Origin of the sequence: Devosia sp. SL43 (assembly GCF_021729885.1) — a bacterium.
Taxonomy (GTDB): domain Bacteria; phylum Pseudomonadota; class Alphaproteobacteria; order Rhizobiales; family Devosiaceae; genus Devosia.
On sequence record NZ_CP063401.1, the window covers coordinates 74,036 to 97,992 of the forward strand.

The 23,957-nt window shown below is 62.2% G+C and carries 29 protein-coding genes and 1 riboswitch; of the genes, 18 read left to right on the top strand and 11 right to left on the bottom strand.

What is annotated here, in order from left to right; all coding sequences use genetic code 11:
• The 4 genes from lepB to IM737_RS00395 are packed head-to-tail and all read left to right on the top strand — an operon-like array spanning position 1 to position 2,798.
• Positions 1 to 825, top strand: a complete 825-nt coding sequence (lepB, locus tag IM737_RS00380) for a signal peptidase I (protein WP_236897454.1) — start codon at positions 1 to 3, stop codon at positions 823 to 825.
• Positions 822 to 1,529 (top strand): ribonuclease III, encoded by a 708-nt coding sequence (gene rnc, locus IM737_RS00385; RefSeq protein WP_236897456.1) that lies wholly within the window; start codon positions 822 to 824, stop codon positions 1,527 to 1,529. Before lepB ends, rnc begins: the two co-directional genes overlap by 4 nt.
• Positions 1,526 to 2,446, top strand: a complete 921-nt coding sequence (gene era, locus IM737_RS00390) for a GTPase Era (protein WP_236897458.1) — start codon at positions 1,526 to 1,528, stop codon at positions 2,444 to 2,446. The genes rnc and era overlap by 4 nt, the downstream gene beginning before the upstream one ends.
• On the top strand, positions 2,433 to 2,798 hold the full coding sequence (locus tag IM737_RS00395) for a hypothetical protein (RefSeq protein WP_236897461.1): 366 nt from the start codon (positions 2,433 to 2,435) through the stop codon (positions 2,796 to 2,798). Before era ends, IM737_RS00395 begins: the two co-directional genes overlap by 14 nt.
• Here IM737_RS00395 and IM737_RS00400 read toward each other — a convergent pair.
• The gene (locus IM737_RS00400; protein ID WP_236897463.1) at positions 2,779 to 3,270 is read right to left on the bottom strand and encodes a hypothetical protein; all 492 of its coding nucleotides are present in this window, start codon (positions 3,268 to 3,270) and stop codon (positions 2,779 to 2,781) included. The two genes, IM737_RS00395 and IM737_RS00400, sit on opposite strands and share 20 nt — an antisense overlap.
• On the opposite strand from IM737_RS00400, the gene recO reads away from it, so the two are divergent.
• From recO to IM737_RS00415, 3 genes are all read left to right on the top strand, one after another.
• A complete protein-coding gene (gene recO, locus IM737_RS00405) occupies positions 3,269 to 3,976 on the top strand; it encodes a DNA repair protein RecO (RefSeq protein WP_236897465.1) in 708 nt (235 codons plus the stop codon). The genes IM737_RS00400 and recO overlap by 2 nt on opposite strands.
• Before the next feature lie 598 nt (positions 3,977 to 4,574).
• Positions 4,575 to 6,845 (top strand): DNA topoisomerase IV subunit A, encoded by a 2,271-nt coding sequence (gene parC, locus IM737_RS00410; RefSeq protein WP_236897467.1) that lies wholly within the window; start codon positions 4,575 to 4,577, stop codon positions 6,843 to 6,845.
• Positions 6,842 to 7,153 carry a Dabb family protein gene (locus IM737_RS00415; protein ID WP_236897468.1) on the top strand — a complete coding sequence of 104 codons (312 nt, stop codon included), beginning with the start codon at positions 6,842 to 6,844 and terminating at the stop codon, positions 7,151 to 7,153. Before parC ends, IM737_RS00415 begins: the two co-directional genes overlap by 4 nt.
• 139 nt (positions 7,154 to 7,292) lie before the next feature.
• Here IM737_RS00415 and IM737_RS00420 read toward each other — a convergent pair whose 3' ends face one another.
• From IM737_RS00420 to hemB, 6 genes are all read right to left on the bottom strand, one after another.
• Positions 7,293 to 8,282, bottom strand: coding sequence for an endonuclease/exonuclease/phosphatase family protein (locus tag IM737_RS00420; RefSeq protein WP_236897469.1), 990 nt, complete (start codon positions 8,280 to 8,282; stop codon positions 7,293 to 7,295).
• 120 nt (positions 8,283 to 8,402) lie between these two features.
• Positions 8,403 to 9,428, bottom strand: coding sequence for a hypothetical protein (locus IM737_RS00425; RefSeq protein ID WP_236897471.1), 1,026 nt, complete (start codon positions 9,426 to 9,428; stop codon positions 8,403 to 8,405).
• Between the two features lie 140 nt (positions 9,429 to 9,568).
• A complete protein-coding gene (locus IM737_RS00430) occupies positions 9,569 to 10,297 on the bottom strand; it encodes an arginyltransferase (protein WP_236897473.1) in 729 nt (242 codons plus the stop codon).
• A 59-nt stretch (positions 10,298 to 10,356) separates the two neighbouring features.
• A complete protein-coding gene (locus tag IM737_RS00435; RefSeq protein WP_236897475.1) occupies positions 10,357 to 10,878 on the bottom strand; it encodes an RDD family protein in 522 nt (173 codons plus the stop codon).
• Between the two features lie 63 nt (positions 10,879 to 10,941).
• Complete coding sequence (locus IM737_RS00440) at positions 10,942 to 11,220, bottom strand: cytidine deaminase family protein (protein ID WP_236897477.1); 279 nt, start codon at positions 11,218 to 11,220, stop codon at positions 10,942 to 10,944.
• A gap of 131 nt (positions 11,221 to 11,351) precedes the next feature.
• Positions 11,352 to 12,365 (bottom strand): porphobilinogen synthase, encoded by a 1,014-nt coding sequence (hemB, locus tag IM737_RS00445; protein ID WP_236897479.1) that lies wholly within the window; start codon positions 12,363 to 12,365, stop codon positions 11,352 to 11,354.
• 94 nt (positions 12,366 to 12,459) lie between these two features.
• On the opposite strand from hemB, the gene IM737_RS00450 reads away from it, so the two are divergent.
• Positions 12,460 to 12,849 (top strand): hypothetical protein, encoded by a 390-nt coding sequence (locus IM737_RS00450; RefSeq protein ID WP_236897481.1) that lies wholly within the window; start codon positions 12,460 to 12,462, stop codon positions 12,847 to 12,849.
• On the opposite strand, the gene IM737_RS00455 is transcribed toward IM737_RS00450, so the two are convergent.
• Positions 12,846 to 13,541 (bottom strand): MmyB family transcriptional regulator, encoded by a 696-nt coding sequence (locus IM737_RS00455; RefSeq protein WP_236897483.1) that lies wholly within the window; start codon positions 13,539 to 13,541, stop codon positions 12,846 to 12,848. The two genes, IM737_RS00450 and IM737_RS00455, sit on opposite strands and share 4 nt — an antisense overlap.
• Before the next feature lie 162 nt (positions 13,542 to 13,703).
• On the opposite strand from IM737_RS00455, the gene IM737_RS00460 reads away from it, so the two are divergent.
• From IM737_RS00460 to IM737_RS00475, 4 genes are all read left to right on the top strand, one after another.
• The gene (locus IM737_RS00460) at positions 13,704 to 14,108 is read left to right on the top strand and encodes a hypothetical protein (protein WP_236897486.1); all 405 of its coding nucleotides are present in this window, start codon (positions 13,704 to 13,706) and stop codon (positions 14,106 to 14,108) included.
• Positions 14,109 to 14,319: 211 nt separating this feature from the next.
• Positions 14,320 to 14,829, top strand: a complete 510-nt coding sequence (ldtR, locus tag IM737_RS00465; protein ID WP_236897488.1) for a transcriptional regulator LdtR — start codon at positions 14,320 to 14,322, stop codon at positions 14,827 to 14,829.
• Positions 14,830 to 15,078: 249 nt separating this feature from the next.
• Positions 15,079 to 16,356 (top strand): L,D-transpeptidase family protein, encoded by a 1,278-nt coding sequence (locus tag IM737_RS00470; RefSeq protein ID WP_236897491.1) that lies wholly within the window; start codon positions 15,079 to 15,081, stop codon positions 16,354 to 16,356.
• A 132-nt stretch (positions 16,357 to 16,488) separates the two neighbouring features.
• Positions 16,489 to 16,650: a DUF6898 family protein gene (locus IM737_RS00475; protein WP_236897494.1), complete on the top strand. Its 162-nt coding sequence runs from the start codon at positions 16,489 to 16,491 to the stop codon at positions 16,648 to 16,650.
• A gap of 54 nt (positions 16,651 to 16,704) precedes the next feature.
• Here the strand turns inward: IM737_RS00475 and IM737_RS00480 are convergent, their stop codons facing one another.
• A complete protein-coding gene (locus tag IM737_RS00480; RefSeq protein WP_236897496.1) occupies positions 16,705 to 17,154 on the bottom strand; it encodes a BA14K family protein in 450 nt (149 codons plus the stop codon).
• A 161-nt stretch (positions 17,155 to 17,315) separates the two neighbouring features.
• Positions 17,316 to 17,398, top strand: a riboswitch (ZMP/ZTP riboswitch).
• Positions 17,399 to 17,517: 119 nt separating this feature from the next.
• On the opposite strand from IM737_RS00480, the gene glyA reads away from it, so the two are divergent.
• From glyA to nusB, 4 genes are all read left to right on the top strand, one after another.
• Positions 17,518 to 18,822: a serine hydroxymethyltransferase gene (gene glyA / locus IM737_RS00485; RefSeq protein ID WP_236897498.1), complete on the top strand. Its 1,305-nt coding sequence runs from the start codon at positions 17,518 to 17,520 to the stop codon at positions 18,820 to 18,822.
• Between the two features lie 11 nt (positions 18,823 to 18,833).
• On the top strand, positions 18,834 to 19,310 hold the full coding sequence (gene nrdR, locus IM737_RS00490) for a transcriptional regulator NrdR (RefSeq protein WP_236897500.1): 477 nt from the start codon (positions 18,834 to 18,836) through the stop codon (positions 19,308 to 19,310).
• The gene (gene ribD / locus IM737_RS00495; protein ID WP_236897502.1) at positions 19,307 to 20,371 is read left to right on the top strand and encodes a bifunctional diaminohydroxyphosphoribosylaminopyrimidine deaminase/5-amino-6-(5-phosphoribosylamino)uracil reductase RibD; all 1,065 of its coding nucleotides are present in this window, start codon (positions 19,307 to 19,309) and stop codon (positions 20,369 to 20,371) included. The genes nrdR and ribD overlap by 4 nt, the downstream gene beginning before the upstream one ends.
• A gap of 101 nt (positions 20,372 to 20,472) precedes the next feature.
• A complete protein-coding gene (gene nusB / locus IM737_RS00500; protein ID WP_236897504.1) occupies positions 20,473 to 20,967 on the top strand; it encodes a transcription antitermination factor NusB in 495 nt (164 codons plus the stop codon).
• On the opposite strand, the gene IM737_RS00505 is transcribed toward nusB, so the two are convergent.
• Complete coding sequence (locus tag IM737_RS00505; RefSeq protein ID WP_236897506.1) at positions 20,964 to 22,070, bottom strand: hypothetical protein; 1,107 nt, start codon at positions 22,068 to 22,070, stop codon at positions 20,964 to 20,966. The genes nusB and IM737_RS00505 overlap by 4 nt on opposite strands.
• A gap of 75 nt (positions 22,071 to 22,145) precedes the next feature.
• A complete protein-coding gene (locus IM737_RS00510; protein ID WP_236897508.1) occupies positions 22,146 to 22,595 on the bottom strand; it encodes an outer membrane protein assembly factor BamE in 450 nt (149 codons plus the stop codon).
• 155 nt (positions 22,596 to 22,750) lie between these two features.
• Between IM737_RS00510 and IM737_RS00515 the strand changes: the two genes are divergently transcribed.
• Entirely contained in the window at positions 22,751 to 23,278 is a 528-nt protein-coding gene (locus tag IM737_RS00515) for a ubiquinol-cytochrome C chaperone family protein (protein ID WP_236897510.1), read from the top strand.
• Positions 23,275 to 23,820, top strand: coding sequence for a YceD family protein (locus IM737_RS00520; RefSeq protein ID WP_236897512.1), 546 nt, complete (start codon positions 23,275 to 23,277; stop codon positions 23,818 to 23,820). The genes IM737_RS00515 and IM737_RS00520 overlap by 4 nt, the downstream gene beginning before the upstream one ends.
• Positions 23,821 to 23,957: the final 137 nt, after the last annotated feature.

The window sequence follows — 23,957 nt, forward strand, 5'->3', positions numbered from 1 at the left end:
ATGAGCCAGAACGCCGACAAGCCGATCAAGAAATCGGCGACCAATGAATGGGTCGAAACCATCGTCGTGGTCGTCGAGGCGCTGCTGATCGCCATCGTGCTGCGCTCGTTCCTTTATCAGCCCTTCTCCATCCCGACTGCGTCGATGCAGCAGACGCTGATGATCGGTGACTACTTCGTCGCCAACAAGTTCGTCTGGGGCTATGGCAAGCACTCCTTCTCGCTCGGCCGCTACGGCGATTTCAGCGCGCTCGATTTCGAGCTGCCGATCGCCAACCGCATCTTCGGCCGCGAGCCCAATCGCGGCGATATCGCCGTGTTCCGCCCGGTGCCGCAGAACATCGAATACATCAAGCGCGTCGTCGGCCTCCCCGGCGACACCATCCAGGTCACCGCTGGGCGTCTCTACATCAACGGCACCATGGTCGAGCGTGAAGCCGTCGGCACCGCGCAGGATACCGACAGTGAAGGCCAGACCCGCGAAGTCACCGTCTATCGCGAGACCTTCCCAGAGGGCACGACCCACATCATCCAGGAAATCTCCGACGACGCGCCGCTCGACAATACCCAGGCTTATGTCGTGCCCGCCGGCCATTTTTTCATGATGGGCGACAATCGCGACCGCTCCGCCGATAGCCGCGTTCTCAGCCAGGTCGGCTATGTCCCGGCCGTCAATCTCATCGCCAAGGCGGAAGCCCGCTTCTTCTCGATCAAGGACAACATTCCGCCTTGGCAGCTGTGGCAGTGGCCGGCCAATGTCCGCTGGGACCGTATGTTCCAAGGCGTGGACAGCAGCACCCCATACGACACCCTGGCAGCCCCGTGAGCCGAGGCGCGCGCAATCACGAAAAACTCCAGTTCCGGCTAGGCTACAAGTTTGCCGATCCGGACCTGCTTGACCGCGCGCTCACCCATTCCAGTGCCATCTCGCCTGCCAAGCGCATCGAACGCTCCTACCAGCGTCTCGAATTCCTCGGTGATCGCGTGCTCGGCCTCGTCGTCGCCGACATGCTCTATCGCCGCTACCCCAAGGCCAATGAGGGCGAGCTGAGCCGCACGCTCAATACCCTCGTGCGCAAGGAAACCTGCGCCATCATCGCCCGCACGCTCGATCTTGGGAGCGAAATGAACCTTGGAGACAGCGAAGCCCGCACTGGCGGCGCCGAAAAGGAAGCCATCCTCGGCGACGTCACCGAATCCATCATCGGCGCCATCTATTGCGATGGCGGCCTCGGCAAGGCCTACGAATTCGTCGAGCGCATGTTCGAGGAATTCCTCGCCGACGGCCAGGCCAACAAGGCCGACGCCAAGACAACCCTGCAGGAATGGGCCCAAGCCCGTGGCCTCGAGCCCCCCACCTACACCCAGGTCGACCGTTCCGGACCCGACCACGCCCCCGAATTCACCATCGCTGTCACCCTCGGCGATTTCGACCAGTTGAGCGCCACCGGCCCGTCCAAGAAGATCGCCGAACACAAGGCCGCCGAACTGTTCCTGATCGCCCAGAAGGTGTGGAAGGAAACCAAATGACCGACATTACCCCCATTGATACCGCCTGCGGCTTCATCGCCCTGGTAGGCGCACCAAACGCCGGCAAGTCGACGCTGCTCAATGCCCTGGTCGGCACCAAGGTCTCCATCGTCACCCACAAGGCGCAGACCACCCGCAGCCAGGTGCGCGGCGTCGTCACGACCGACAAGGCCCAGCTCGTCTTCATCGATACGCCCGGCATCTTCGCTCCCAAACGCCGGCTCGACCGCGCCATGGTCGATAGCGCGTGGGGCGGGGCAGGGGACGCCGATATCGTCGCGCTGATCGTCGACGTCGATCGCGGCCTGACCCCCGAGCTCGAAAAGCTGATCGAGGGCCTCGAAAACATCAATCACCCGCGCATCCTGATCCTCAACAAGATCGACACGATCAAGAACGAGGAACTGCTCAAGCTCTCTGAAGCCATCAACGCCAAGCTGCGCTTTGAGGCGACCTTCATGATTTCGGCGCTCAAGGGCTATGGCGTCAGCGATTTCATGGATTGGTGCATCAAGCACATCCCGCCCGGCCCCTGGCACTTCCCCGAGGATCACCTCACCGATCTCACCATGGCCATCACCGCCGCCGAGATCACGCGCGAAAAGCTGTTCCTGCGCGTCCACGACGAAATCCCCTACAACGCCACCGTAGAAACCGAGTCCTTCAAGATCCAGAAGGACGGCTCCTACAAGATCGACCAGGTCGTCTACGTCACCCGCGACAGCCACAAGAAGATCGTCCTCGGCGCCGGCGGCCAGACCATCAAGTCCATCGGCCAGGAAAGCCGCAAGGAACTGATGGAAATGTACGAGGTACCCATCCACCTGTTCCTCTTCGTCAAAGTCCGCGAAAAGTGGGGCGATGACCCGGAACGGTATCGGGAAATGGGCTTGGAATACCCGCATGGGAAGGACTGACGGCAGGCCTTGGCGATCGATTGCCGTTCTGCTTGCGGCTGGATCGTTCTTAGCCGGCTGCTCCCGTCCCATTGAGCCATCCCTGAAGAAATACGTCGACATTCTCTCACAAACGGATATGGCGGGCGTGCAGCTCATTCCCGTCACATCGACAGTTTGTGCAATTTTCAACCGTGATGACTTCTCTGCAAAGGCCGAAGGCGACGGATCGTTCAGGTACATCGATGAGGGAGGATTTGAGACTTGGGTAGTCTCGCAGCCTTACGACATCCTCCGGCAGAAGCTTCTCTCGATAAACATCAGCCACGCTACCGGCAGGTGTTCCGCCTATGTTAAGAGCGTGACGTTGTGAATTTTCGCCGTCCCACAGCCAGTCGTCGATAGGAAAGAAGCGCGTAGAACACGGCAAAGGACAGAAACATCTGCCAGAAAATCACGGGTAATGTGTTCTGGTTCGTCGCCAGAACGTCGCCATTCGCGTCAAAATGGTCGATCCGGCTGAGCAGCTCCTTCCGCAAGAGGTAGAAGTTCAACGCAATGGCCACCCCAAGGGTACCGACCCGAAGTGCGATACTGTTGCTGAGTGCGATTAGGGCGCTGAAAACGACAATGTTCGGTACGGCGAAGACAAGGGCAACCGGCAGCGCGTAGAAGAAATATGCCTCAAACAGCCAGGCCAGAATGGGGATCAGCAGAAGGAAGCCCAGGAGAAAGGCAAGGATGCTGGTCTTGCATTCGGCTACATATCTTTTCCGGAATTCACTAAAGCGGTGCATGTCACGGACGGTCCCTGCAATAGCGCTATCACTCAGGTAGATTATCATGGAATGGACCGGTGAAGCTCTCCTGATCGGCGTCCGTCGCCACGGCGAGACATCCGTTATCGCCGAGGCCATGGTCGCTGGCCGCGGCCGCCATCTCGGCCTGGTCCGCGGTGGCCGCACGCGCCGCCTTGCCGCCGTTCTGCAGCCCGGTAACACCATCCAGCTCACCTGGCGTGCCCGCCTTGAAGACCAGCTCGGCATGTTCACCGTCGAACTGCTGACCGCCCGCGCCGCCGCCCTGATCGACGATCGCACACGACTCTACCTGAGCCAGCTAATCTGCGACCACCTGCGCCTGCTCCCCGAACGCGACCCGCATGACCGCCTCCTCGGCATGGCCCTCCGCCTCATCGACAGCCCCCCTGACGGGGCTGACCTCGCCCGCTTCGAACTCGCCGTCCTCGAAGACCTTGGCTTCGGCCTCGACCTCACGTCCTGCGCCGCCACCGGCAGCACCCAGGATCTCACCCATGTCTCCCCCAAAACCGGCCGCGCCGTCTCCCGCGCCGCCGCCCAGCCTTATCTCGACCGCCTCCTGCCGCTCCCCAGCTTCCTGACAAACCGCGGCAATGCCGGTCCCCACGACATCGCCGACGCCCTGCGCCTGACGGGCCATTTCCTGGAGCACCAGGTCTGGGGGCTACGGCAGTTGGAACCATCGCCGACGCGGGAGCTGCTGATCGAGGTTTTGTCACGGGAGGACTAGGTGGCACTCTCCCTCCCGCCCACCAGGCGTCACCCTCTGGCTTGACCCGAGGGCTCTGCACTTACCGAACGGGCAACAAGTGTGACGTCCTCGGGTCAAGCCCGAGGATGACGATCGAGGGTGGGGGAGCTTCGCGGCCCAGTTATCCCCCTTATCCCCGCCCCCAATTTCCTGGCGTATCCTCTCCCCGTTGCCCACGAAAGAGCCCGGTCATGACGAGTGATCTGCGTGGGGAGTGCCGGGGAGTTTGGGTCGCCAGGCTCCCGCATGGATGCTGACCACCAGCCGGACGGCCATGTGGGGTTTGCTGGGCGTATGCCTTGCCCACATTGTCGATCCCAACGCCCGAACGAGGGTTGGCTGCTCGATGCGTGTGCGAAAAGTCCCGGCGTGGTGGCGAGGCGCTTGTCTCACTTCTACAAACCAATCTTCGAGGCCAGCGCCTCGCCACCGCTGCTCTATTCGAAAACCGCACGCAGGCGGCGCTTTGGCTCGTCATAAGCTCTGTAAAACCCCCGCCGCACCTGCATAAATCGTCGAGGCTGACCCGCGCTCAGCTATATTGCTTTCCTGATTCGTTCCCGTGGAATGCCTGCCAATGTCCGACGTCGACTCCCTCCCGCCTGCCGACGACCAGCGCGTCGTCGATCTCAAGCAGGCGCTTGAGGAGCGGTACCTCTCCTACGCCCTCTCGACCATCACCCAGCGCGCGTTGCCCGATGCCCGTGACGGCCTCAAGCCCGTCCACCGCCGCATCATCCATGCCATGCGGCTGCTCAAGCTCGCGCCGAATGAGGGCTACAAGAAGTCCGCCCGTATCGTCGGCGACGTGATCGGTAAGTTCCATCCGCATGGCGACCAGTCGATCTACGACGCGCTGGTCCGCCTCGCCCAGGATTTCGCCCTGCGTTACCCGCTCGTCGATGGCCAGGGCAATTTCGGCAATATTGACGGCGATAACGCCGCGGCCATGCGCTACACCGAATCCCGCATGACCGACATTGCCATGCGTCTGCTCGAAGGCATCACCGAGAACGCCATCGACTTCAAACCGACCTATGACGGCGAAGACGAAGAGCCGGTCGTCCTGCCGTCGAACTTCCCGAACCTTCTCGCCAACGGCTCCACCGGCATCGCCGTGGGCATGGCGACCTCGATCCCGCCACACAACGTGGCAGAGCTCTGCGACGCGGCGCTCCATCTTATCAACGTCAATCCAAATGCTTCCGCCCACGACCTGACTCAGTTCGTGAAGGGGCCAGACTTCCCCACCGGCGGCATCCTGGTCGAATCCGCATCCTCCATCGCCCACTCCTATGAGACCGGCCGCGGCTCCTTCCGCCTGCGTGCCAAGTGGGAGATCGAGGAAACCGGCCGCGGCGTCTACCTCATCGTCGTCACCGAAATCCCCTACGGCATCCAGAAGTCGCGCCTCGTCGAAAAGATCGCCGAGCTGCTGCTGGCCAAGAAGCTGCCGCTGCTCAAGGACGTTCGCGACGAGTCGTCCGACGATATCCGCCTCGTCCTCGAACCGCGTGCCCGCACCGTCGACGCCGTGATCCTGATGGAACAGCTGTTCAAGACCACCGATCTTGAGACCCGCTTCCCGCTGAACCTCAACGTGCTCGATCGCGGCACCGCGCCCAAGGTCATGAGCCTGGCCCAAGCCCTCAAGGCCTGGCTCGATCACCGCAAGGAAGTCCTCGTCCGCCGCAGCCAGCACCGGCTCGAGCAGATTGCCCACCGCCTCGAAGTGCTCGGCGGCTACATCATCGCCTATCTCAACCTCGACGAGGTGATCCGCATCATCCGCGAGGAGGACGATGCCAAGGCCAGCCTGATGAGCGCCTTCGAGCTCTCAGACGTCCAGGCCGAAGCCATCCTCAACATGCGCCTGCGCTCCCTGCGCAAGCTCGAGGAAATAGAGCTGCGCAAGGAGCACAAGGACCTGACCGACGAGCAGGGCCGCATCGAGGGTCTCCTGGCCTCCGACAAGCGCCAATGGGGCACCATCAGCAAGGAAATCGAAGCGCTCAAGAAGCTCTACCCGCTGCTGAACCCTGATGGCACGAGCCATTTCCTCGGCAGTCGCCGCACCCTGCTGGCCGACGCACCCACCGCCAATGCCGACGCCGTCAGCGACGCCTTCATCGAGCGCGAGCCGATCACCGTCATCCTCTCCGAAAAAGGCTGGATACGTGCGCCACGCGGCCATGCCGTCGAGGTCAACGACGAGAAGGGTTACAAAGCCGGCGATCGCCTGAAGCTGTCGCTCAAGTGCGAGACCACCGACAAGCTGCTGATGCTCACCACCGGCGGCAAGGTCTATACCCTCTTCGGCGACAAGCTCCCCGGTGGTCGTGGCCAGGGCGAGCCGGTCCGCATCATGGTCGATATCGAGGAAGGCCAGGATATCGTCGACATCTTCGTCTATCGCCCCGGCCAGAAGCGTATCATCGCGTCATCAACAGGTTACGGTTTTATCGTCAGCGAAGACGAGATGATCGCCAATACCCGCAAGGGCAAGCAGATCCTCAATGTCGGAGCCCCAGACGAAGCCGCCTTGCTGGTTCCTTTGGCCGGCGATCGCGTCGCCGTCATCGGCCAGAACCGCAAGCTGCTCGTCTTCCCGCTCAACCAGCTCGCCGAAATGGGCCGCGGCAAGGGCGTCCGCCTGCAGCGCTACAAGGACGGCGGCATTTCCGACCTCAAGACCTTCTACGCCGCCGACGGCCTCACCTGGACCGACTCGTCTGGCCGCACCTACACCAAGCCCATGGAAGAACTCACCGACTGGCTCGGCGACCGCGCCACCGCCGGCCGCCAGCCACCAAATGGCTTCCCCCGCAACAACAGGTTCGTCGGATGATCCGCCACTGCGTCTTCGTCAAATTCCGCTTAGGCGTTTCGGCCGACGAGCGCACCGACATCTATGCCGGCCTCAACGCCCTGGTCGGCCAGATCGACGGCCTCCTCAACGCCACCTTCGGCGCCAACATCTCGCCCGAAGGCCTGTCGCAGGGCTTCAACGACGGCTTCATCATGGACCTTGTGGACGAGGCCGCCCGCGACCGCTACCTGGTCAATCCAGCGCACCAGACCGCTGGCGCGAGATTGGTCGCGGCGCTGGAAGGCGGCGTCAACGGACTGCTCGTGTTCGACATGAAAGTCGAGTAGGGCGCCAACGGCCCCGCCACCCACCGGCCGTCACCCTCGGGCTTGACCCGAGGGCACTGCACTTACCGATCGCATAGCAAGTGAAGAGCCCTCGGGTCAGGCCCGAGGGTGACGCGCGGTGGGGGTTGGGTATCGCCCCTCACTCCACCGCAAACTCAAACACCACCGGCAGATGATCGCTCGCTGTCCGCCGCCCCGCATGCAGCTCGTGCACGGTCATCCCGCCCCGCGTCATCACATGGTCCAGCGGCAGGAACGGCAGTGTGTCCCGCCAAGCCCCGAAGTAGAACCAGCGCAGCGGATAGGTCACCAGGTTCACCGTCTGCCGCACCAGCCCATTCTCGGCCACGAATGCCCGCAGCGAGTATGACCAAGGCGTCGAGTTGAAATCCCCCGCCAGGATCATCGGCCCCTCGATTTTGTCCAACACCTCGGAAAGCGCGGTAAGCTGATCCCGCTGCCGCTGCACCGGGATAGGCCAATCCATATGCGTCGTGATAACAGAGAATGGCTTTCCGTCAGGCGTCTCGAACTTTGCCAGGATATGTGCCGTCCGCGTGGTGACATAGGCATTGTCCGGGCAGGCGCCATCCTCCACCTGCTCGAACGGAATGCGCGAATACATCCCCAGATTGGCCCGCTTGCCGCCGCGACAGCGCACAAAATACGGGTACCGCTCCAGCAGCAACGGATGCAGCTCCGTCGCCTGCTCGCCGAAATACTCCTGGAACACGATGATATCGGGGTCCTCGGCAAAGATCGCCGCGCTGACCTTCTCCATCTCGTAGTTCATCCCGAACAGATTGTGCGTCATCATCCGGACAACAGGAGCAGCGCCCGGTGTCGGATAGCCACGCATGCCGGCGATGAATTCCGGCACCATCACATTGGCCGACGCAGCCACGCCCACGAACACATAGATGACAGCCAGGCTGCGCCACTGTCCGCGCAGCACAATGGCGACCAGAACCAGTGCGATCACTGTCCCTGGCAGCAGGAAGATCTGTGCATGGTTGAGCAGGTCGAGTTCCGGCACGGCAAAACCGAACAGCGCCAGGATCGACAGCGTGGCCACGCCAAGCGCGCCGAGCACCAGACCCCACCGGATCAGCTTGAAGACGATAGACATGAGGGAGTTCCGGCAGCAGCGATCACCGCGATCTCGCCGAGCCTTATGGCTCAAAGATGGCGCGGGCCAACGAAAAAGGGCGGCCATCAGGCCGCCCTTCGCAACATATTGAACCAGGCGTTACGCGCCGAACAGGTTCGACGACAGCAGGCCAAACATCGTCGCCAGCGACCGCACCACTTCTACCGGCACAGCCGTGCCCACGAACTGGCCCTTGGCATCGACCTGCGACGGCGTTTCCGTCGCCACACCGTCGATGTCGATGGTCACGAGCTTGGAGTTGACCATGATGATCTGCGCCGTGACGCCGTCCGCCGAGGCAAACAGGTCGCTGTTGGCATCACTGGTGGCGAACAGCGCATCGTCGCTGGTGGCCTCTGCCGACGGCAGGGTCAGCGTCAGGTCATACTGGGTCTGCCCGTCGACGCCGGGCGTTTCGGTCAGCGGCATGTTGCCCTTGAGGGCGTATTCAACATTGTTGCAGCTGGCCTTGAGGTCCATGAACCACGACTGCGTCTGGTAGGCGAACACCATATTGCCCGACCAACTGCAGCCAACGTCGGATGGCAGGCCGGCCGAGGGAATGAACAGCCGGTTGAGGTCGACCGTATCGACGCGCTCATCGATCACGCCGCCCGTGCCGCCCTGGCCGAGATTTTCCAGCACGGTCGCGGTCAATGCGGCGGCACCCGACGAGGTGACTTCCGGCTTAAGGTTCATCGAACCGGAGAACGTGCCGGTCGAAGGCGCCACCTTGCCGAGAGCAAGGTAGTTGACCGACATGCCGTCGCCATCGGTGTAGCCATCGGCGGCAACGGTGTAGCCGCCCGAATACTGTGTGCGCGGCAGCAGCGCCTGGTTGGCAGGGTTCACGATCGAACCGGAGCCGGCAACGGCGCAGGCCTTGTCAGAGCGGACCACCAGGAACTGGGTGTAGCCAGCCGAACAGGTCAGTTCGAGCGTCGTCTTGACCTGGGCGTCGCCGATCGAGACGGCGAACACGTCCTTGCGCGACGGATCTTTCAGCGACGGCATGGTTGCCGAGGCGGTGAAATCGACGTTGGCCGGAATGGCGGCCTGGGCGAATGCCGTTGCGGGCAGGGCGGCCAGAATAGCGGAGGCGAGGATGATGCTCTTGAGCTGCAACGAGGTTCTCCATGGACAAAGGATGGAATAAGGGCGTCCCGGTTCCCATCGGTCCACAGCCGCCCACGCTGATTACTCGCAGTACACAGATGAATATTAGCTGACAGAATGTGTCGGAAACAATTCAGCTTTTGCGCTGATCAGTCCAGCGAACACCAGCCCAACGTGCCCTTTTGGACTTCCAACGGCCGGAACTGCGCCTTGTAGGCCATCTTGGGCGAGTCCTTCACCCAATAGCCCAGATAGACATAGTTGAGGTTGGCCGAGCGCACCTGCGCAATATGGTCGAGAATGAGGAATGTCCCGAGACTCCGATGCGCCAGGTCGGGGTCATAGAACGAATAGACCATCGACAGCCCATCAGGCATCACATCGGTCAGCGCCACGGCGATCAGTCGCCCATCCGGGTCATCGCGCAGCCGATATTCCACCAGCACCGATTGCACCGGCGTATCCTCGACCATGTATTCATAGTCGACAAAGCTCATCTGATTCATGCCGCCACCGGCATGCCGCGACTCCAGATAGCGCTTGAACAGATCGTACTGCTCGCTGGTCGCAGTGGTCGGGCGGACTTCGATCGCGATATCATCATTGTTCCGGAGCACCCGGCGATAACGCCCCGACGCCTCGAACTCTCCAGCCACGATTCGCACCGATTGGCAGGCATTGCAGCCCTCACAGGCCGGCCGGTAGATCAGGTTCTGGCTGCGCCGAAACCCATTCTCGCTCAGCAGTGCATGCAGGCTCGATGCCCGCCGCCCAGTCAGGTGCGTGAACAGCTTCCGCTCCTGCCGTCCCGGCAGGTAGGGACACGGCATCGCCGCGGTCAGGAACAGCTGAGTGGTTTCAGGCGTCTGGTCGGTCATACAAGACCCTTGGGTGACATCGGGAGAATGTACTCCCCTCGGTCACCCCCGGCAACGCCTCAATAAGCTTGGCTGGTCCGCGCCGATTGGGCGCGCCAATGCCGTACCATCGGCGAACGACGAACCATCAGCGTACCGGTGATCAGGTCGTGGATCATCTGCCGGCGCGGGGTAAACAGCGCGAACAGCAGCGACAGCGGCCAGGAAATCCAGGTGGTGATCCAGAACACGCCGGCATGGATGAAGGCCATCCAGCCATCCAGTGGCTGCCCACGCGTCGGCGTCAGCACGATATCCATCGCCTGCATGCCCAGCGTGGCCCGCTTGGGAGAACCTAGCGTCGCGCCATAATAGAGAATGATCGTCGCCGGTACGACGAGGAACAGCCCCAGCCAGGCGAGCCCAAACGTCAGAAACCCGGCAATCAAGCCGACCAACGAGAACGCCAGGATCATCATTCCCATGACGAACAGATCGATGACAAACGCTGCAACACGGCGCGTCAGCAACCCCTCGAACAGCTCAGGGGCAGTGGCAGGATCGGGCAGGGTAGGGCGAGCATTCTGATAGGTCTGGTCCATGCCCAAACAGATTGTCACGCCTTGCCGCTCGCGCAAGAGGTGGAGGCACAGAAATGTGACCTCTTATCGGGGAGGCGCTGGCCACTCATGCTCGGGCAACAGCTCCGCCAGTGTCAGCACCCTGTCTGGGCCAAGGACAACCGTAGTCGTCAGGTTACCGCTATCGACCTGGCGCATGAACTCGCGGCAATGGCCGCACGGTGGCAGCACATGCAGTTCCCCAGTCTCGGGATTGCGCCACACCGCGACGATCCTGGAGATCGTATATTCCCCGGCGGTAATCATGGCCGCAATGGCACTGCGCTCCGCGCAGAGACCCCAACTGGCCGTGTCGACAGACACCGTCAAACGCCTTGCCAGATCCGGAAATCAGCGTCGCGCCAACGTCGCCAAAGAGCCGCCCATCTCTCGTCCGGTACGGTTTGACCAGCGCAGCAGCGCGGTCGATCAGCGCCTGGTTTGAGGCAGACACTTTACCGCCCCAGTTCCCGCGCCACTTCCAGCGCGAAGTAAGTCAGCACCCCACTCGCCCCGGCCCTCTTGAAGGCCCACAAGCTCTCCAGGATCGCGCCCTTGCGATCGATTGCCCCGGCCGCCGCCGCCATCTCGATCATCGCGAACTCGCCGCTCACCTGATAGGCGTAGATGGGGATGTTGAAGTTGTCCTTTGCCCGCCGCACGATATCCAGATACGGCAGCCCGGGCTTCACCATCACGCTATCGGCCCCTTCCTCGATGTCCTGCGCAATCTCGCGCATCGCTTCGTCGGAATTGGCATAGTCCATCTGGTAAGTGCGCTTGTCGCCTTTGAGCCGGCTGCCCGATCCCACGGCCTCACGGAACGGTCCGTAATAGTAGGACGCATACTTGGCCGCATAAGCCATGATCTGCACATGGTCGAAGCCCGCTTCGTCCAGCGCCGCGCGGATCGCCGCCACCCGCCCATCCATCATGTCCGACGGCGCAATGATATCCGCCCCCGCCTTGGCCTGCACCAACGCCGAGCGGATCATCACCGCGACGGTCTCATCGTTGAGAATTTCCCCATCCCGCACCAGCCCGTCCTGGCCGTCGCTGGAATACTCGTCCAGCGCCACATCGGCGATCAGCCCGATCTCCGGCACGGCCGACTTGATCGCGCTCAGCGCCCGGCACATCAGATTGTCCGGATTGTAAGCCTCGGCGCCATTCTCGCTCCGCAGATGGTCAGGGGTGTTGGGAAACAGTGCCAGCGCCGGTATCCCCGCATCCCGCGCCGCCTTCGCCGCCTCGACGCACAGGTCCACGCTCAGTCGCTCCACCCCCGGCATGGTGCGGATTTGTGTCTTCTCGTTATGCCCATCGATCGCGAACAGCGGCCAGATCAGGTCCGACGGCTGCAATGTGGTCTCGCGCACCATGGCCCGGCTCCACGCCGTCCCGCGCGTCCGGCGCAGCCGCCGTCCGCCGAGAAAATCCATGTCGTGCTTCTGCCAGTCGTTGGACATCGCGGTCTCCAGTGCTGGCGCTTCATTTATCAGCGCTGGCAGTCCCCTCCAAGCTCCCGCTTGTCGCATCCGTTCAGGCCCGCTAGAAAACCGCATGGATTTCAACGCTCCGCCTATCGGCATCTATATCCGCGTCGTCGCCATCATCAGCCTGCTACTGGGGCTCAACGATGCGGCGCGCCTGCTCGGCGTCAATTTGGGTGCCGTCAGCCCCATCTCCACCATGGGCATGACTGGCTTTGTTTATCTCGGCATCTTCTGCCTCGCCCGGCTCTTCGCGGCCGTTGGCTTGTGGATCAAGGCCAGTTGGGGCGCTGCACTGCTGGTCGGCTCCACCAGCGTCGAATTGCTGCTCTACCTGTTGCGCAACAACGACGTCCAGATGTCCGCCGTCGGCTTCGCCATCCGGCTCGTCCTGCTGGCGTCCATCCTCATCATCTTCATCCTGTCGATCCGCCTCAGCCGGGCCCGCGCGGCAGACTAATGCTCGACCGGGTGAAATTGCTCGATCGTGATCTCCTCGGCCAGCGCATCCTGCGGCGCGCCGAAACTGGTGACGGTCGTGAACCACTGTGTCGTTACCCCACCCGTAACGAAGGTCAATGGCAGCAGCACCGAACCGCGCCACTGCCCGCGCACCGTCGATAGCGCGCTGGCACCAGGCTGTAGCATCGCCCGCCGCATCACCGCACCCATCGCCGACTGTGGCCCGTGCCGCCGCACCCCCTCGCGCATGCGATGCAACAGGTACTCCGCCACTTCACTCCAGTTGACGATCGAGTCCCGCACCGGCCCGGGGTTGAAGACATAGTCGACAAGGTTGGCCCGACCGAGCACATCGCGGTCTGCCCTGATCATGCCAAGCGCCGCCGGATTGGCGTCGAGAATGTTGAACGCCACGTCGAGTACCACGGCCGGGTAGGGCTCATGCGCCTTCAACAACAGCGCGGCTGCCCGGCGAACCTCGGCCATCTGCTCGCTCTGCCAGTCGCTGTCGCCAAACATCGGCGCAAAGCCGGCCGCGGTTAGCATCGCATTGCGCTCCCGCAGCGGCAGGTCCAACGCCTCGGCCAGCCGCAGCACCATGTCTGCGCTCGGCTTGGCCCGCTCTGACTCCATGAACGATACGTGCCGCGTCGAAACCGATGCGCCCAATGCCAGGTCCAGCTGGCTCATACCGCGCAATCCTCGCCACTCCCTGAGCATAGTGCTGAACATGATGGTCTCCTTGTCAGTCAGCTATGCCGCACTTGTTGCCGTTATTCCATTACCTCTGACGTAATTGAGGGCATGACCTCCGGGGTGCAGTCTCCCGTCATCACCACAAGGAGACACGAAATGACCACCCTGGTTCAAACCCTACCGCGCCTCGATCCGCACCTGGTCTACGGCGTCGATGCCGCCGTCTCGTTCGCCATGGGCATCGCGCTCATATTTGCGGCCACGCCCGTGACCGAGTTGGCCGGTTGGGCGATGCCTTCGACCTTCCTCTGGATCATCGGTCTGCTGTTACTCCCCTGGGCTGCCTACAACCTCTGGATCGCCCGAACGATCCGGCCGGCCCGCGGAGCGGTTGTCGCCAACATCATTGGCGACATAGCCTGGGTCGCCGGCACCGTTCTTCTGGTTGCGATCCACGCCAGCACCCTCAGCACCCTCGGTCTTGCGCTACTGGTAGGGCAGGGCATTGCCGTCAGCGGCGTCCTGCTGCTCAAGCTGACAGGCGCCCGCGCGCTGACCTGACATATCGGCGAAGGGCGGCCCCACCGCCCTTCACACCCTCGTAAGGTTACAAATTTATGCACCGGTGTAACGAAGAATAAAGCCAAATTCTCATTGCATTCCAGTAAGATGCTTTTAATCACGCTGCTTAGGGCGATCTTAGAAAGGGCGCCGTAGTTTGGCCTCATGAGATGCGAAAAATCGCACAGACTGCAAAACAGTGAGGCATGAAATGGCATTCAAATCCAACGCAGCCGAGGCACTCTCCCCGGAACGTCCCCAGAGCCTGAAGCCGCTTTATCTGGAAGCTGTTTCACGCGTCGAACGTCTGCATCGGCGTCTGCTCGATCTCATCAAGGATGAGTTCGATCGCATGGGCTGGGACGACATCAACCCGGTTCAGGCCCTGCTGATGTTCAACATCGGCGACGCAGAACTCACCGCCGGCGAACTCCGCTCCCGCGGCTACTATCTGGGCTCCAACGTCTCCTACAATCTCAAGAAGCTGGTCGAAACCGGCTACATCTTCCAGGAACGCTCCCGTTCCGATCGCCGCTCGGTGCGCATCAAGCTCACCCCCAAGGGCGAGGAAGTGGCCGAAGTGATCGACGAGCTCTATGATCGCCACCTCAAGTCCATCGACAAGGTCGGCGGCCTGGGCGACGACGAGTTCGACGGCCTCAACAAGGCGCTCGCCCGCCTTGAGCGCTTCTGGGTCGATCAGATACTCTACAAGCTCTAGGCTTGGCACCCTGCGGCTGTTGCCGCCGCGCCACACCGTTTTTGCAAACGCCGGTCCTTTGGGCCGGCGTTCTCATTTCTGCCGCAAACGCGCCTGATGAGCCATTATTACGTGGTTCGAAACCATTTCCCGCGTATTCATGGTTTGCAAATCCTCTACAGGTTCACATGCGGTTGACCGCGTTGTGACCTCGGCTCGGCGATGGTAAAAATTGCCACTGCTTCGGCAGCTTCTCATTCGGGTGACTTGATGCGGCTCAATCGACGTAATCTCCTCCGCTATTCGGCGATCGCGGGCGCTTCCCTGGCGCTCCCCAGCGCGCTGCGGGCGCAGGACGGCAACCCCCTAACCGAAATCTTCGGAAATGGACGCGTTCTGCGCGATACCGATCAGACCCTCAATACCGATGCCGCCCAGTCGCTGATCGCCACCAACGAGCCGATCCTGTCGTTCGACACGGTTTACAACCTGCAACTCGCCATCTCGCAATACGAGCCCTTCGTCGCCAATGGTGGCTGGGAAGAAATTCCGCAGGAAGCGTACAAGCTCGTCGTCGGCAATTCGAGCCCTGCGGTCATCGCGCTCAAGCGCCGTCTGATCGGCGGCGGCGACATGCCCTGGGCCGAGAATATCAATGACACCTTTGACGCGCAGACCGATGCCGGCGTTCGCATTTTCCAGGCGCGTCACGGCCTGATCATCAACGGCCAGATTGACGAGCCGACCTGGTACGCAATGAATGTGCCGGCCCAGCAGCGCCTGCAGCAGCTCTACCTGAACTACACGCGCGTTCAGGGCATGGCCGCCAACCTCAACCCGCGCTATGTCGTGGTCAATATTCCGGCCGCAACCATCGAGGCCGTCAATGACGGCATGGTCGAGCAGCGCCATACGGCCGTCGTCGGCCGCGTCGAACGCGCGACCCCGATCATGGCCAGCAAGATCAGCCAGATCAACTTCAACCCCTATTGGCATGTACCCAAGTCGCTGGTTCGTCAGGACCTGACCAAGTACATGCAGGAAAACCCGAACTATCTGACCGAGCAGAATATCTTCATCTACGACGGCGCGGGGAACAAGGTTGATCCGCAGACGATTAACTGGGCTGGCATCACCGATGAACAGGTGAACTACATGTACCGGCAGGAGCCGGGCGCCGCCAATTCGATGGGCCATTGCAAGATCAACTTCTACAATCCCTACGATTGCTATCTGCACGACACCCCGTCCAAGGCGCTGTTCGGCGAAAACGCCCGCTTCCACTCCTCGGGCTGTGTCCGCGTGGAAGGCGTCAATCAGCTCGTCAACTGGCTGCTGCGCGACAATGGCGATTGGGACCAGAGCAAGGTCGACATGACCTTCGAGTCGCTCCAGCGCCTCGATGTCGAATGCCAGGCCCGCGTGCCAATCCACACGACCTACATCACGGCCTGGGCCAACCGCCAGGGCACCGTCAGCTTCCGCGACGACGTCTACAAGTTCGACGAACAGGGCAAAGTCACGTTCAACGAGACCGCCAACGGCTGATGTGATCCCGCCAAGGCCTGAACGCCCTCCTCAACGGAGGGCGTTTTCGTTTCGGGGGCCGCAGAATCTTGCTATTCTGCGTCGATGGGGCAGGGCGAGATCTACTTCGAGTTTGTGCAGGTGGGCCGGCTGATGCGGGTTGCCGCCATCGACGCCGATACCGGCATTGAGGTCATCGTCGTCACGCCGGTTTCCGCAACCAAGCTGCAGATGCAACAGGTGGCTCTGGCCAAGCTTCGCAAGAGGCTGGGAGAGCTGCCGCCACCGCCAGCCAGCGCCGGAAAATTTGCCTGAACAAGGAAAAGGCGGCCCCTTTCGGAGCCGCCCGTTAATTTATGCTTGGTCTGCTTACAGATTGCAGCGATGGCGGCGGCCATCGTAGCCCATGAACGAGTCAGTTTCTTCGTCATACGACCGGTAACGATCGTAGCAAGCCTCGACATGGGCCTCGTAGCTATTGCCCCGGCGAACCACGACATTTCCGCCGCCATTGTTGCCGTTGGCCAGCGCACTGCCCAAGATGGCGCCGAACGTGAAGCCGAAGAAGCCGGACGCGATATTGTCTAGGCCGCCGCGATTGCGACGATAGAAATTGTCATAGTCGCCATTGTTCCAGTTGCCGTTCTGGAACCGCCGGCAATCGGGATCCCGACGGTGGCTTTCACAATAGGACGTGATAACCCGATCACGCTGGTTAGCGCCAAAGGTCACCGACTGCGCCTGTGCCGGCACGATACTGGTGATTGCAAGCAAGCCGGTAAGGGCGGCCGCGACCATTCCTGTCGAAATGAGTTTCATTTGTACTTCTCCACGCCGCCCGCGGCCGGAATACCCGGTCTCTGGGAGGGCCAATGGTTGAGCGGCGCAGAGGTTGCCTTCTCGTCTGCGATGCCGGACAGCGAAAGTGACGTGACCCGGCCGTTCCCTCTTTTCATCCGGCGCTGGCTGCGCCATAACTTTGCTGTTCGCGCGACTGGCGAGAAGAGATGGGCAACCATCGGGGAACGCGAACCTTGAAGAGCCGCTCGCCTGGGCACCCATTGCAAACAGGGGAGCCCCCATGTCTTCAGAAACCCATTCCCACTCTTGGAATCGCGCTTCGCGGCGTGATAAGGCCAGCGTCACGCCGGTCTGTTCCGTTTCATGCGAGGTAGTCGTCCGATGAGCGCCGCCCTGTCTTCCGCGCCCTTCCAGGGTTTTTTCTCTAGCTCGGTTGCCGAGACCGATCCGGAGCTGGCCGCAGCCATCAACGATGAGCTTGGCCGCCAGCGCGACGAGATCGAACTGATCGCGTCCGAAAACATCGTCTCGCAGGCCGTGCTTGAGGCCCAAGGGTCGGTCCTCACCAACAAATATGCCGAGGGCTATCCCGGTCGCCGCTACTATGGCGGCTGCCAGTATGTCGACGTCGCCGAAACGCTGGCCATCGAGCGCGCCAAGCAGCTCTTCGGCGTGGCCTATGCCAACGTGCAGCCCAATTCCGGCTCTCAGGCTAACCAGGGTGTCTATCAGGCCCTGATCCAGCCGGGTGATACCATCCTCGGCATGTCGCTCGACGCCGGTGGTCACCTCACCCATGGCGCCAAGCCCAACCAGTCCGGCAAGTGGTTCAACGCCATCCAGTACGGCCTGCGCAAGCAGGACGGCCTGGTGGATATGGAGCAGGTCCGCCAGCTCGCCCATGAACACAAGCCCAAGATGATCGTGGCCGGCTTCTCGGCCTATTCCCGGGTCATGGACTGGGCCGAGTTCCGCGCCATCGCCGATGAAGTCGGTGCTTTCCTCTTTGTCGACATGGCCCATGTGGCCGGCCTCGTCGCCGGTGGCGTCTATCCCAGCCCGTTCCCGCATGCCCACGTGGCTTCGACCACCACGCACAAGACCCTGCGCGGTCCGCGCGGCGGCCTGATCCTCACCAATGACGAAGACATTGCCAAGAAGATCAATTCGGCGATTTTCCCTGGCATCCAGGGCGGCCCGCTGATGCACGTCATCGCCGCCAAGGCCGTTGCCTTCAAGGAGGCCCTGCAACCTGAATTCAAAGCCTACGCGGCACAGGTCGTTGCCAACGCCAAGGTCCTGGCCGAGACGCTGGTCAAGGGCGGTGTCGATATCGTCAGCAAGGGCACCGACAACCACCTGATGCTGGTCGATCTGCGCCCCAAGGGCCTCACCGGCAAGGCGACGGAAAAGGCGCTCGAACGCGCCCACATCACCTGCAACAAGAACGCCGTGCCCTTCGATCCCGAAAAACCGGCCATCACCTCGGGCATCCGCCTGGGCACCCCGGCTGGCACCTCACGCGGTTTCGGCGAGGCCGAATTCAAGCTCATCGGTGAACTGATCATCGAAGTGCTCGACGGTCTCAAGGAAAACGGCGACGAAAACAACGGTGCCGTCGAAGCGCAGGTCCGCGCCAAGGTAAAGACCCTGACCGACCGCTTCCCGATCTACGGCAAGCAGTAAGGTAAAAACGCATGCGCTGTCCCTATTGCGGAAATGACGACACGCAGGTCAAGGACAGCCGCCCAACGGAAGATTCCGGGGCGATAAGGCGCCGCCGCGTCTGCAATGGCTGCGGCGGCCGTTTCACTACCTTCGAGCGGGTACAGCTGCGCGATCTGACCGTGGTCAAGAAGAGCGGCCGCAAGGTGCCCTTTGATCGCGAAAAGCTCGCCCGCTCGGTCTATACCGCCTTGCGCAAGCGGTCGGTCGAGACTGATCGCATCGAGCGCATGATCTCGGGCATCGTCCGTCAGCTCGAGAGCCTTGGTGATGTCGAAGTCACCTCTGACCAGATCGGCGAATACGTCATGGATGGCCTCAAGGGCCTCGACGATGTCGCTTTCGTCCGCTTTGCCTCGGTCTACAAGAACTTCTCAGCAGCCGATGACTTCCGCAACTTCCTGGCCGAACTGGCTGAAGGGCAGGGCACCCTGCGCGACGACGAGTGAGCGCCGCCACGCCGGAGGATCTGCGCTGGCTTGATGCGGCGGTCCGCCTGGCGACGCCGCACCTGGGCACCACCGCCGACAATCCCACTTCGGCTGCCCTGGTCGTCGATCCACGCGACCAGACGCTTGTCGCCCGCGCGGTCACCGCCCGTGGTGGCCGTCCGCATGCCGAGGCGATTGCGCTTGAAGCGGCCGGTTTCGAAGCCGCCGGCTGCACGCTCTACACCACCATCGAGCCCTGCCACCATTGGGGCCGCACGCCGCCCTGCGTCGACACCATCATCCGCTCCGGTATCATGCGCGTCGTCATCGGCACCAGTGATATCAGGCATGCAGGTGAAGGCTTGCTACGCCTCGAATCCGCCGGTGTCGAGGCCATCGTCGCCAATCATGCGCCCTCCGCCAAACTTCACTCCGGTTACCTGCAACGCCTGAGCAAGAGCCGGCCACTGGTTACTCTGGCGTTGACCGTCTCGGCAGACGACCGCATCGTCGATGTCGCGACCGGTGCTGCCGCCAGCTGGCTCGACCAGTTGCGCGCCCGCAGCGACGCTATCCTGATCGGCGCCGCCACGGCACGCCGGACCAACACCGACCTGACCATCCGGACCCCAGGCCTCGAAACCCGCACGCCATTGCGTGTGGTCCTGGCCGGCGCCTCCGGGGTCGATCGCCGCCTGAATCTGATTGGTGGCTTTTCCGGCTATCGCACTGCCATCATTGCAGAATCCGACGCCGCTCTGGACGCGCCCGCCTCTGTGGAAGTCCTCCGCGTCGCCGGCAAGTCAGGTCGTCCCGACCTTACCGCTGCGCTCACCGCTCTTGCCGAAAAAGGCATCCAGAACCTACTGGTCGAACCCGGGCCGCGCCTTGCCGCTGCCTTACTCGAAGCCGACCTCGTCGACCATGTCGCACTGCTCACGGCAGGGGAGGCCACCGGCGGTGCTGCCGCCAGCCCCGATGGCAAGTTTACTGCCGTTCTCGACGCGGCGGGTCTCTACGCCATATCGGCCGAGACCATCCAGCGCGACACGCTCACCCTCTATCGGCGGCCCGCATAGCCGTCACCAACCCTATTGTATTGAAGTTCCCGTCGCGGGCGACTAAGGGGTTGCACCTGCCGCCCGGTGTTACCAGCCCGGAACCAACAGAGTGTCTATCCATGGCTGATGCCCCCAAACGCGACCCCGAGGCTCAACGCTCCGCCAACCAGCGCGGCGCCGCCCGTCTTGCCGCCGTCCAGGCGCTTTACCAGATGGATGTCGGTCGTGCGACGCTCGAGGATACGCTGGCCCAGTTCGGCGCATTCCATCTCGGCCGCGAGATCGAGGGTGAGCAATATCTCCCTGCCGATGCCGACTTCTTCCGCCAGATCGTCACCGGCGTCGCCAAGCATCAGCTGGCTATCGATCCGGCCGTTGATCGTGCTCTTGCCGATGGCTGGCCGGTCGAACGCGTCGACGCGACGCTCCGCGCCATCCTGCGCGCCGCCGCCTTTGAACTGCTCCGCCGCAAGGACATCCCGCCGCGCGTCGTCATCACCGAATATGTCGACGTCGCCAAGGCCTTCTACGAGGACGATGCCAGCGGCCTCGTCAACGCCGCACTGGACGCCATAGCGCGCGAAGCAGGCTCGGACCTGGCCGGCACCGTTTAGAGCCCCGCCGCCTGCGCGATTGCCTGCGTGTCGATATGCGTCGGCACCATGCCACCGAGCGCGTCATCCATCGGTTCGGCTTCCCGCACCCCCTGGAACAGCTCATCGATCTGTCCCGATGTCAGGAACGCCTCCAGCGCACCGGCCGAACCCTCGCCCCAAACGCCGTCGACCGCACCAGAATACAGCCCCAGGCCCTCTAGACCTGCCTGCATGGCACCCGCGGTCACCGGGTCGACAAACATCTGGCCGCTCCAATAGTTGTCATAGTCGGTTTGACGCATCACGCTCTGCGTGCCCCAGTACGACAGAAGCATCCAGTAACCAGCCCGCTCGGTGTCCATCTCCGCCGTATACTGGCCCTTGAGCGGGTCAGGGATCGTCGTCGAATCCGTACCGTCGGCATAGAACAGGCCCAGCACCGCCATGCTCAGCGCATCGCCATGCACCGCCGCATAGCGCACGTATGAGTCGAGCGGCCGCGTCAGCTCGTACTGCCCGACTTGCCCGCGCCAGAACATGTTGGCCACGATGCCGGCGCAGACATAGTTTTCCTTTGCGGCGTCCTCGGCCGCGGCCATGTCAAAATCGGTATCGCCGTCGATGTCGGAGAAAGCCAGGCTGCGCAGCGCGTCGCATTGCACGGCGGCATCAAGCTCTCCCGCCGCGGCATGCTGCAGGGTGGCCAACGCCTCGCTTTCGCTGACGCCCACATCCTCGTCGAACATCGTGGCCAGCGCATATTCGGCCAGCTCGTGTCCATCCGCGGCGAGCTTGCGATAGATCTTGGTGGCAAAGAGATTGTCGTCCTGCGTGCCGCCTCGCTCGGCGAATTGGTCCCGCGCCACCGCATTGTAGAACTGTATGTCAGGATTGTCAGGCGACTGCTCGACCGCACGTTGACAGGTGGAGACGGCATTCTGGATGCCCATCCTAGGTGTCCAGGAGAAGTGCTCCTGTCCCCCAAATGCATTGATGCAGGCCCGGTCGAGCGCCGCGCCCTCGATCACGACCGGCGCTTTGTCCTTGGCGAGTGCAGGGGTACTGAGCGCCGCCGCCGCCAGTATGCTGCAGATCAAGACCGATTTCGGGCTATGGAACATGCGCATGTCTCCCTGCCAGCAATGTTGGCGGAAGACTACTGCGCGGTTTCTGTACTGTCGATGAACGCCTGCGCGTCAGAAGCTCTGCAGGATCTGGTCGATAAACGTGCGGTCCTCGCCGAACGAGGCGGTGCGACGGCTCTCAATCGCGATTGTCTTGCCGTCCTGCAGACCATAAACGGCCTTGTCGACGACCTTCTTGTTCTTGTCGAAATAAACCGCGAGCACGGTGCGCGAATCCACCATCGTCATGCCGAACGACGTCTGCCGCACCTTGGTTTCGACGTAATACCAGGCCGTCTGGTCGCCAAACGTGTTGGTCGATTGTGGCGATCCGAGCACCAGGGTCACCAGTTGCTGGCTCTGGCCGGTGCGAATCTGCGCCTGCGCGCTATCGGATATCTCGTAGCCTTGCGTCCGTGACGTGATCAGCGCAGTGCTGCTGTTGCAGGCTGCCAGCACAAGGGCAAGCGTGGCAGCGGCGGCAAGCGGCGCGATTGAACCGGAAACGGTACGCAGAGGCATGAATTTGACTTTCCCGATGGCTCTCGACTATAGGCACGGCAACAAGGCGGCCACCCGTCGGCCGCCGGAATGTGTAGCTGCCAACTTGTCTATCTGGCAAGCTGGCTTTAGTCCGGCGGGCCGTTATGCCCCGGTGTTAGGCTGATCACAACCCCATGATACTGAACCTGTTCCGCAAGAATACTGCCACCGAACCGGTTTACGCCGTCTATAACGCCATTGTGGCGCAATCCCGGCAACCCCGTTTCTATGCCGATTGGCAGGTTCCCGACACGGTCACCGGCCGTTTCGACATGATTTGCCTGCATATGGCACTACTCTTCCGGCGTCTTCGCTCAGAAGCCGGCGAACGCAAGGACTTCAGCCAGGCCGTCTTCGATCTGTTCTTCAAGGACATGGACCGCTCGCTTCGAGAGATGGGCGTCGGCGATTTGGGCGTCCCCAAACGCATCCAGAAGATGGGCAACATCTTCTTCGGCCTGCTCGCCGCCATGAACGAGGCGATGGATCGAAACGATGCCGTAGCGCTCGAGGCCGTGCTGGCCCGCAATATCTTCGACGGCAATCCCGGCCCCCATATCCGCGCCCTGGCTGACTATCTCTTGGCCGAGGACCACGCGCTGTCGGCACAGCCCGCTGCCGCCATCACCGGCGGTGTCATTTCCTTCCAGGCCGCAGCATGAGCACAGTGGCCCCCCTCTTTGAAGCCATCATCCGCGTCGACCGCCTCCCCAGTGCCGGGCGCGACCTCAAGGTTTCTCTCGACGAAGCCACGCGAGCAGCTTTGGCCGAAGAGCTCAAACTGACCGCCATCGAGTCGTTCGACGCCACCCTGACGATTGCACCACTGCGCGGCGGCATCCGCGCCCTGGGCCGCCTCGTCGCTCGCGTCGTGCAGCCCTCGGTGGTCACCTTCGAGCCGGTAACCCAGGATATCGACGAGACAATCGATCGCGTCTTCTTGCCAGAAGCCCAGACTCACAAGCCGACCCCGGGCTCGGAGGTCTTCGTCGATCTCGACGACGAGGATTTCCCCGACCATATCGACGGCCCCGAGGTCGATCTCAGCGCGCTGTTGATCGAAACCCTGGCCCTCGCCATCGATCCCTATCCCCGCATGCCGGGCGAAAGCCTCGATTCACTGGGGATAAAGCTCGATGCGGAGGATACCGGGCCCTTTGCGGCGCTGGCCCGCTTGAAAAAGAACGACGATTCCGGCTCTTGAACACCGGCTCGCCACAGTCGAGGCGTTTTTCCGCGCTGGAAACGGCTCCGTTGCGCCACGGTAAACTGCGGATAGCCGGGGCTTGCACCGACTCCGTGATGGGATATGTTTGGACGTGCTCTTTTCCAGGGCGCAGA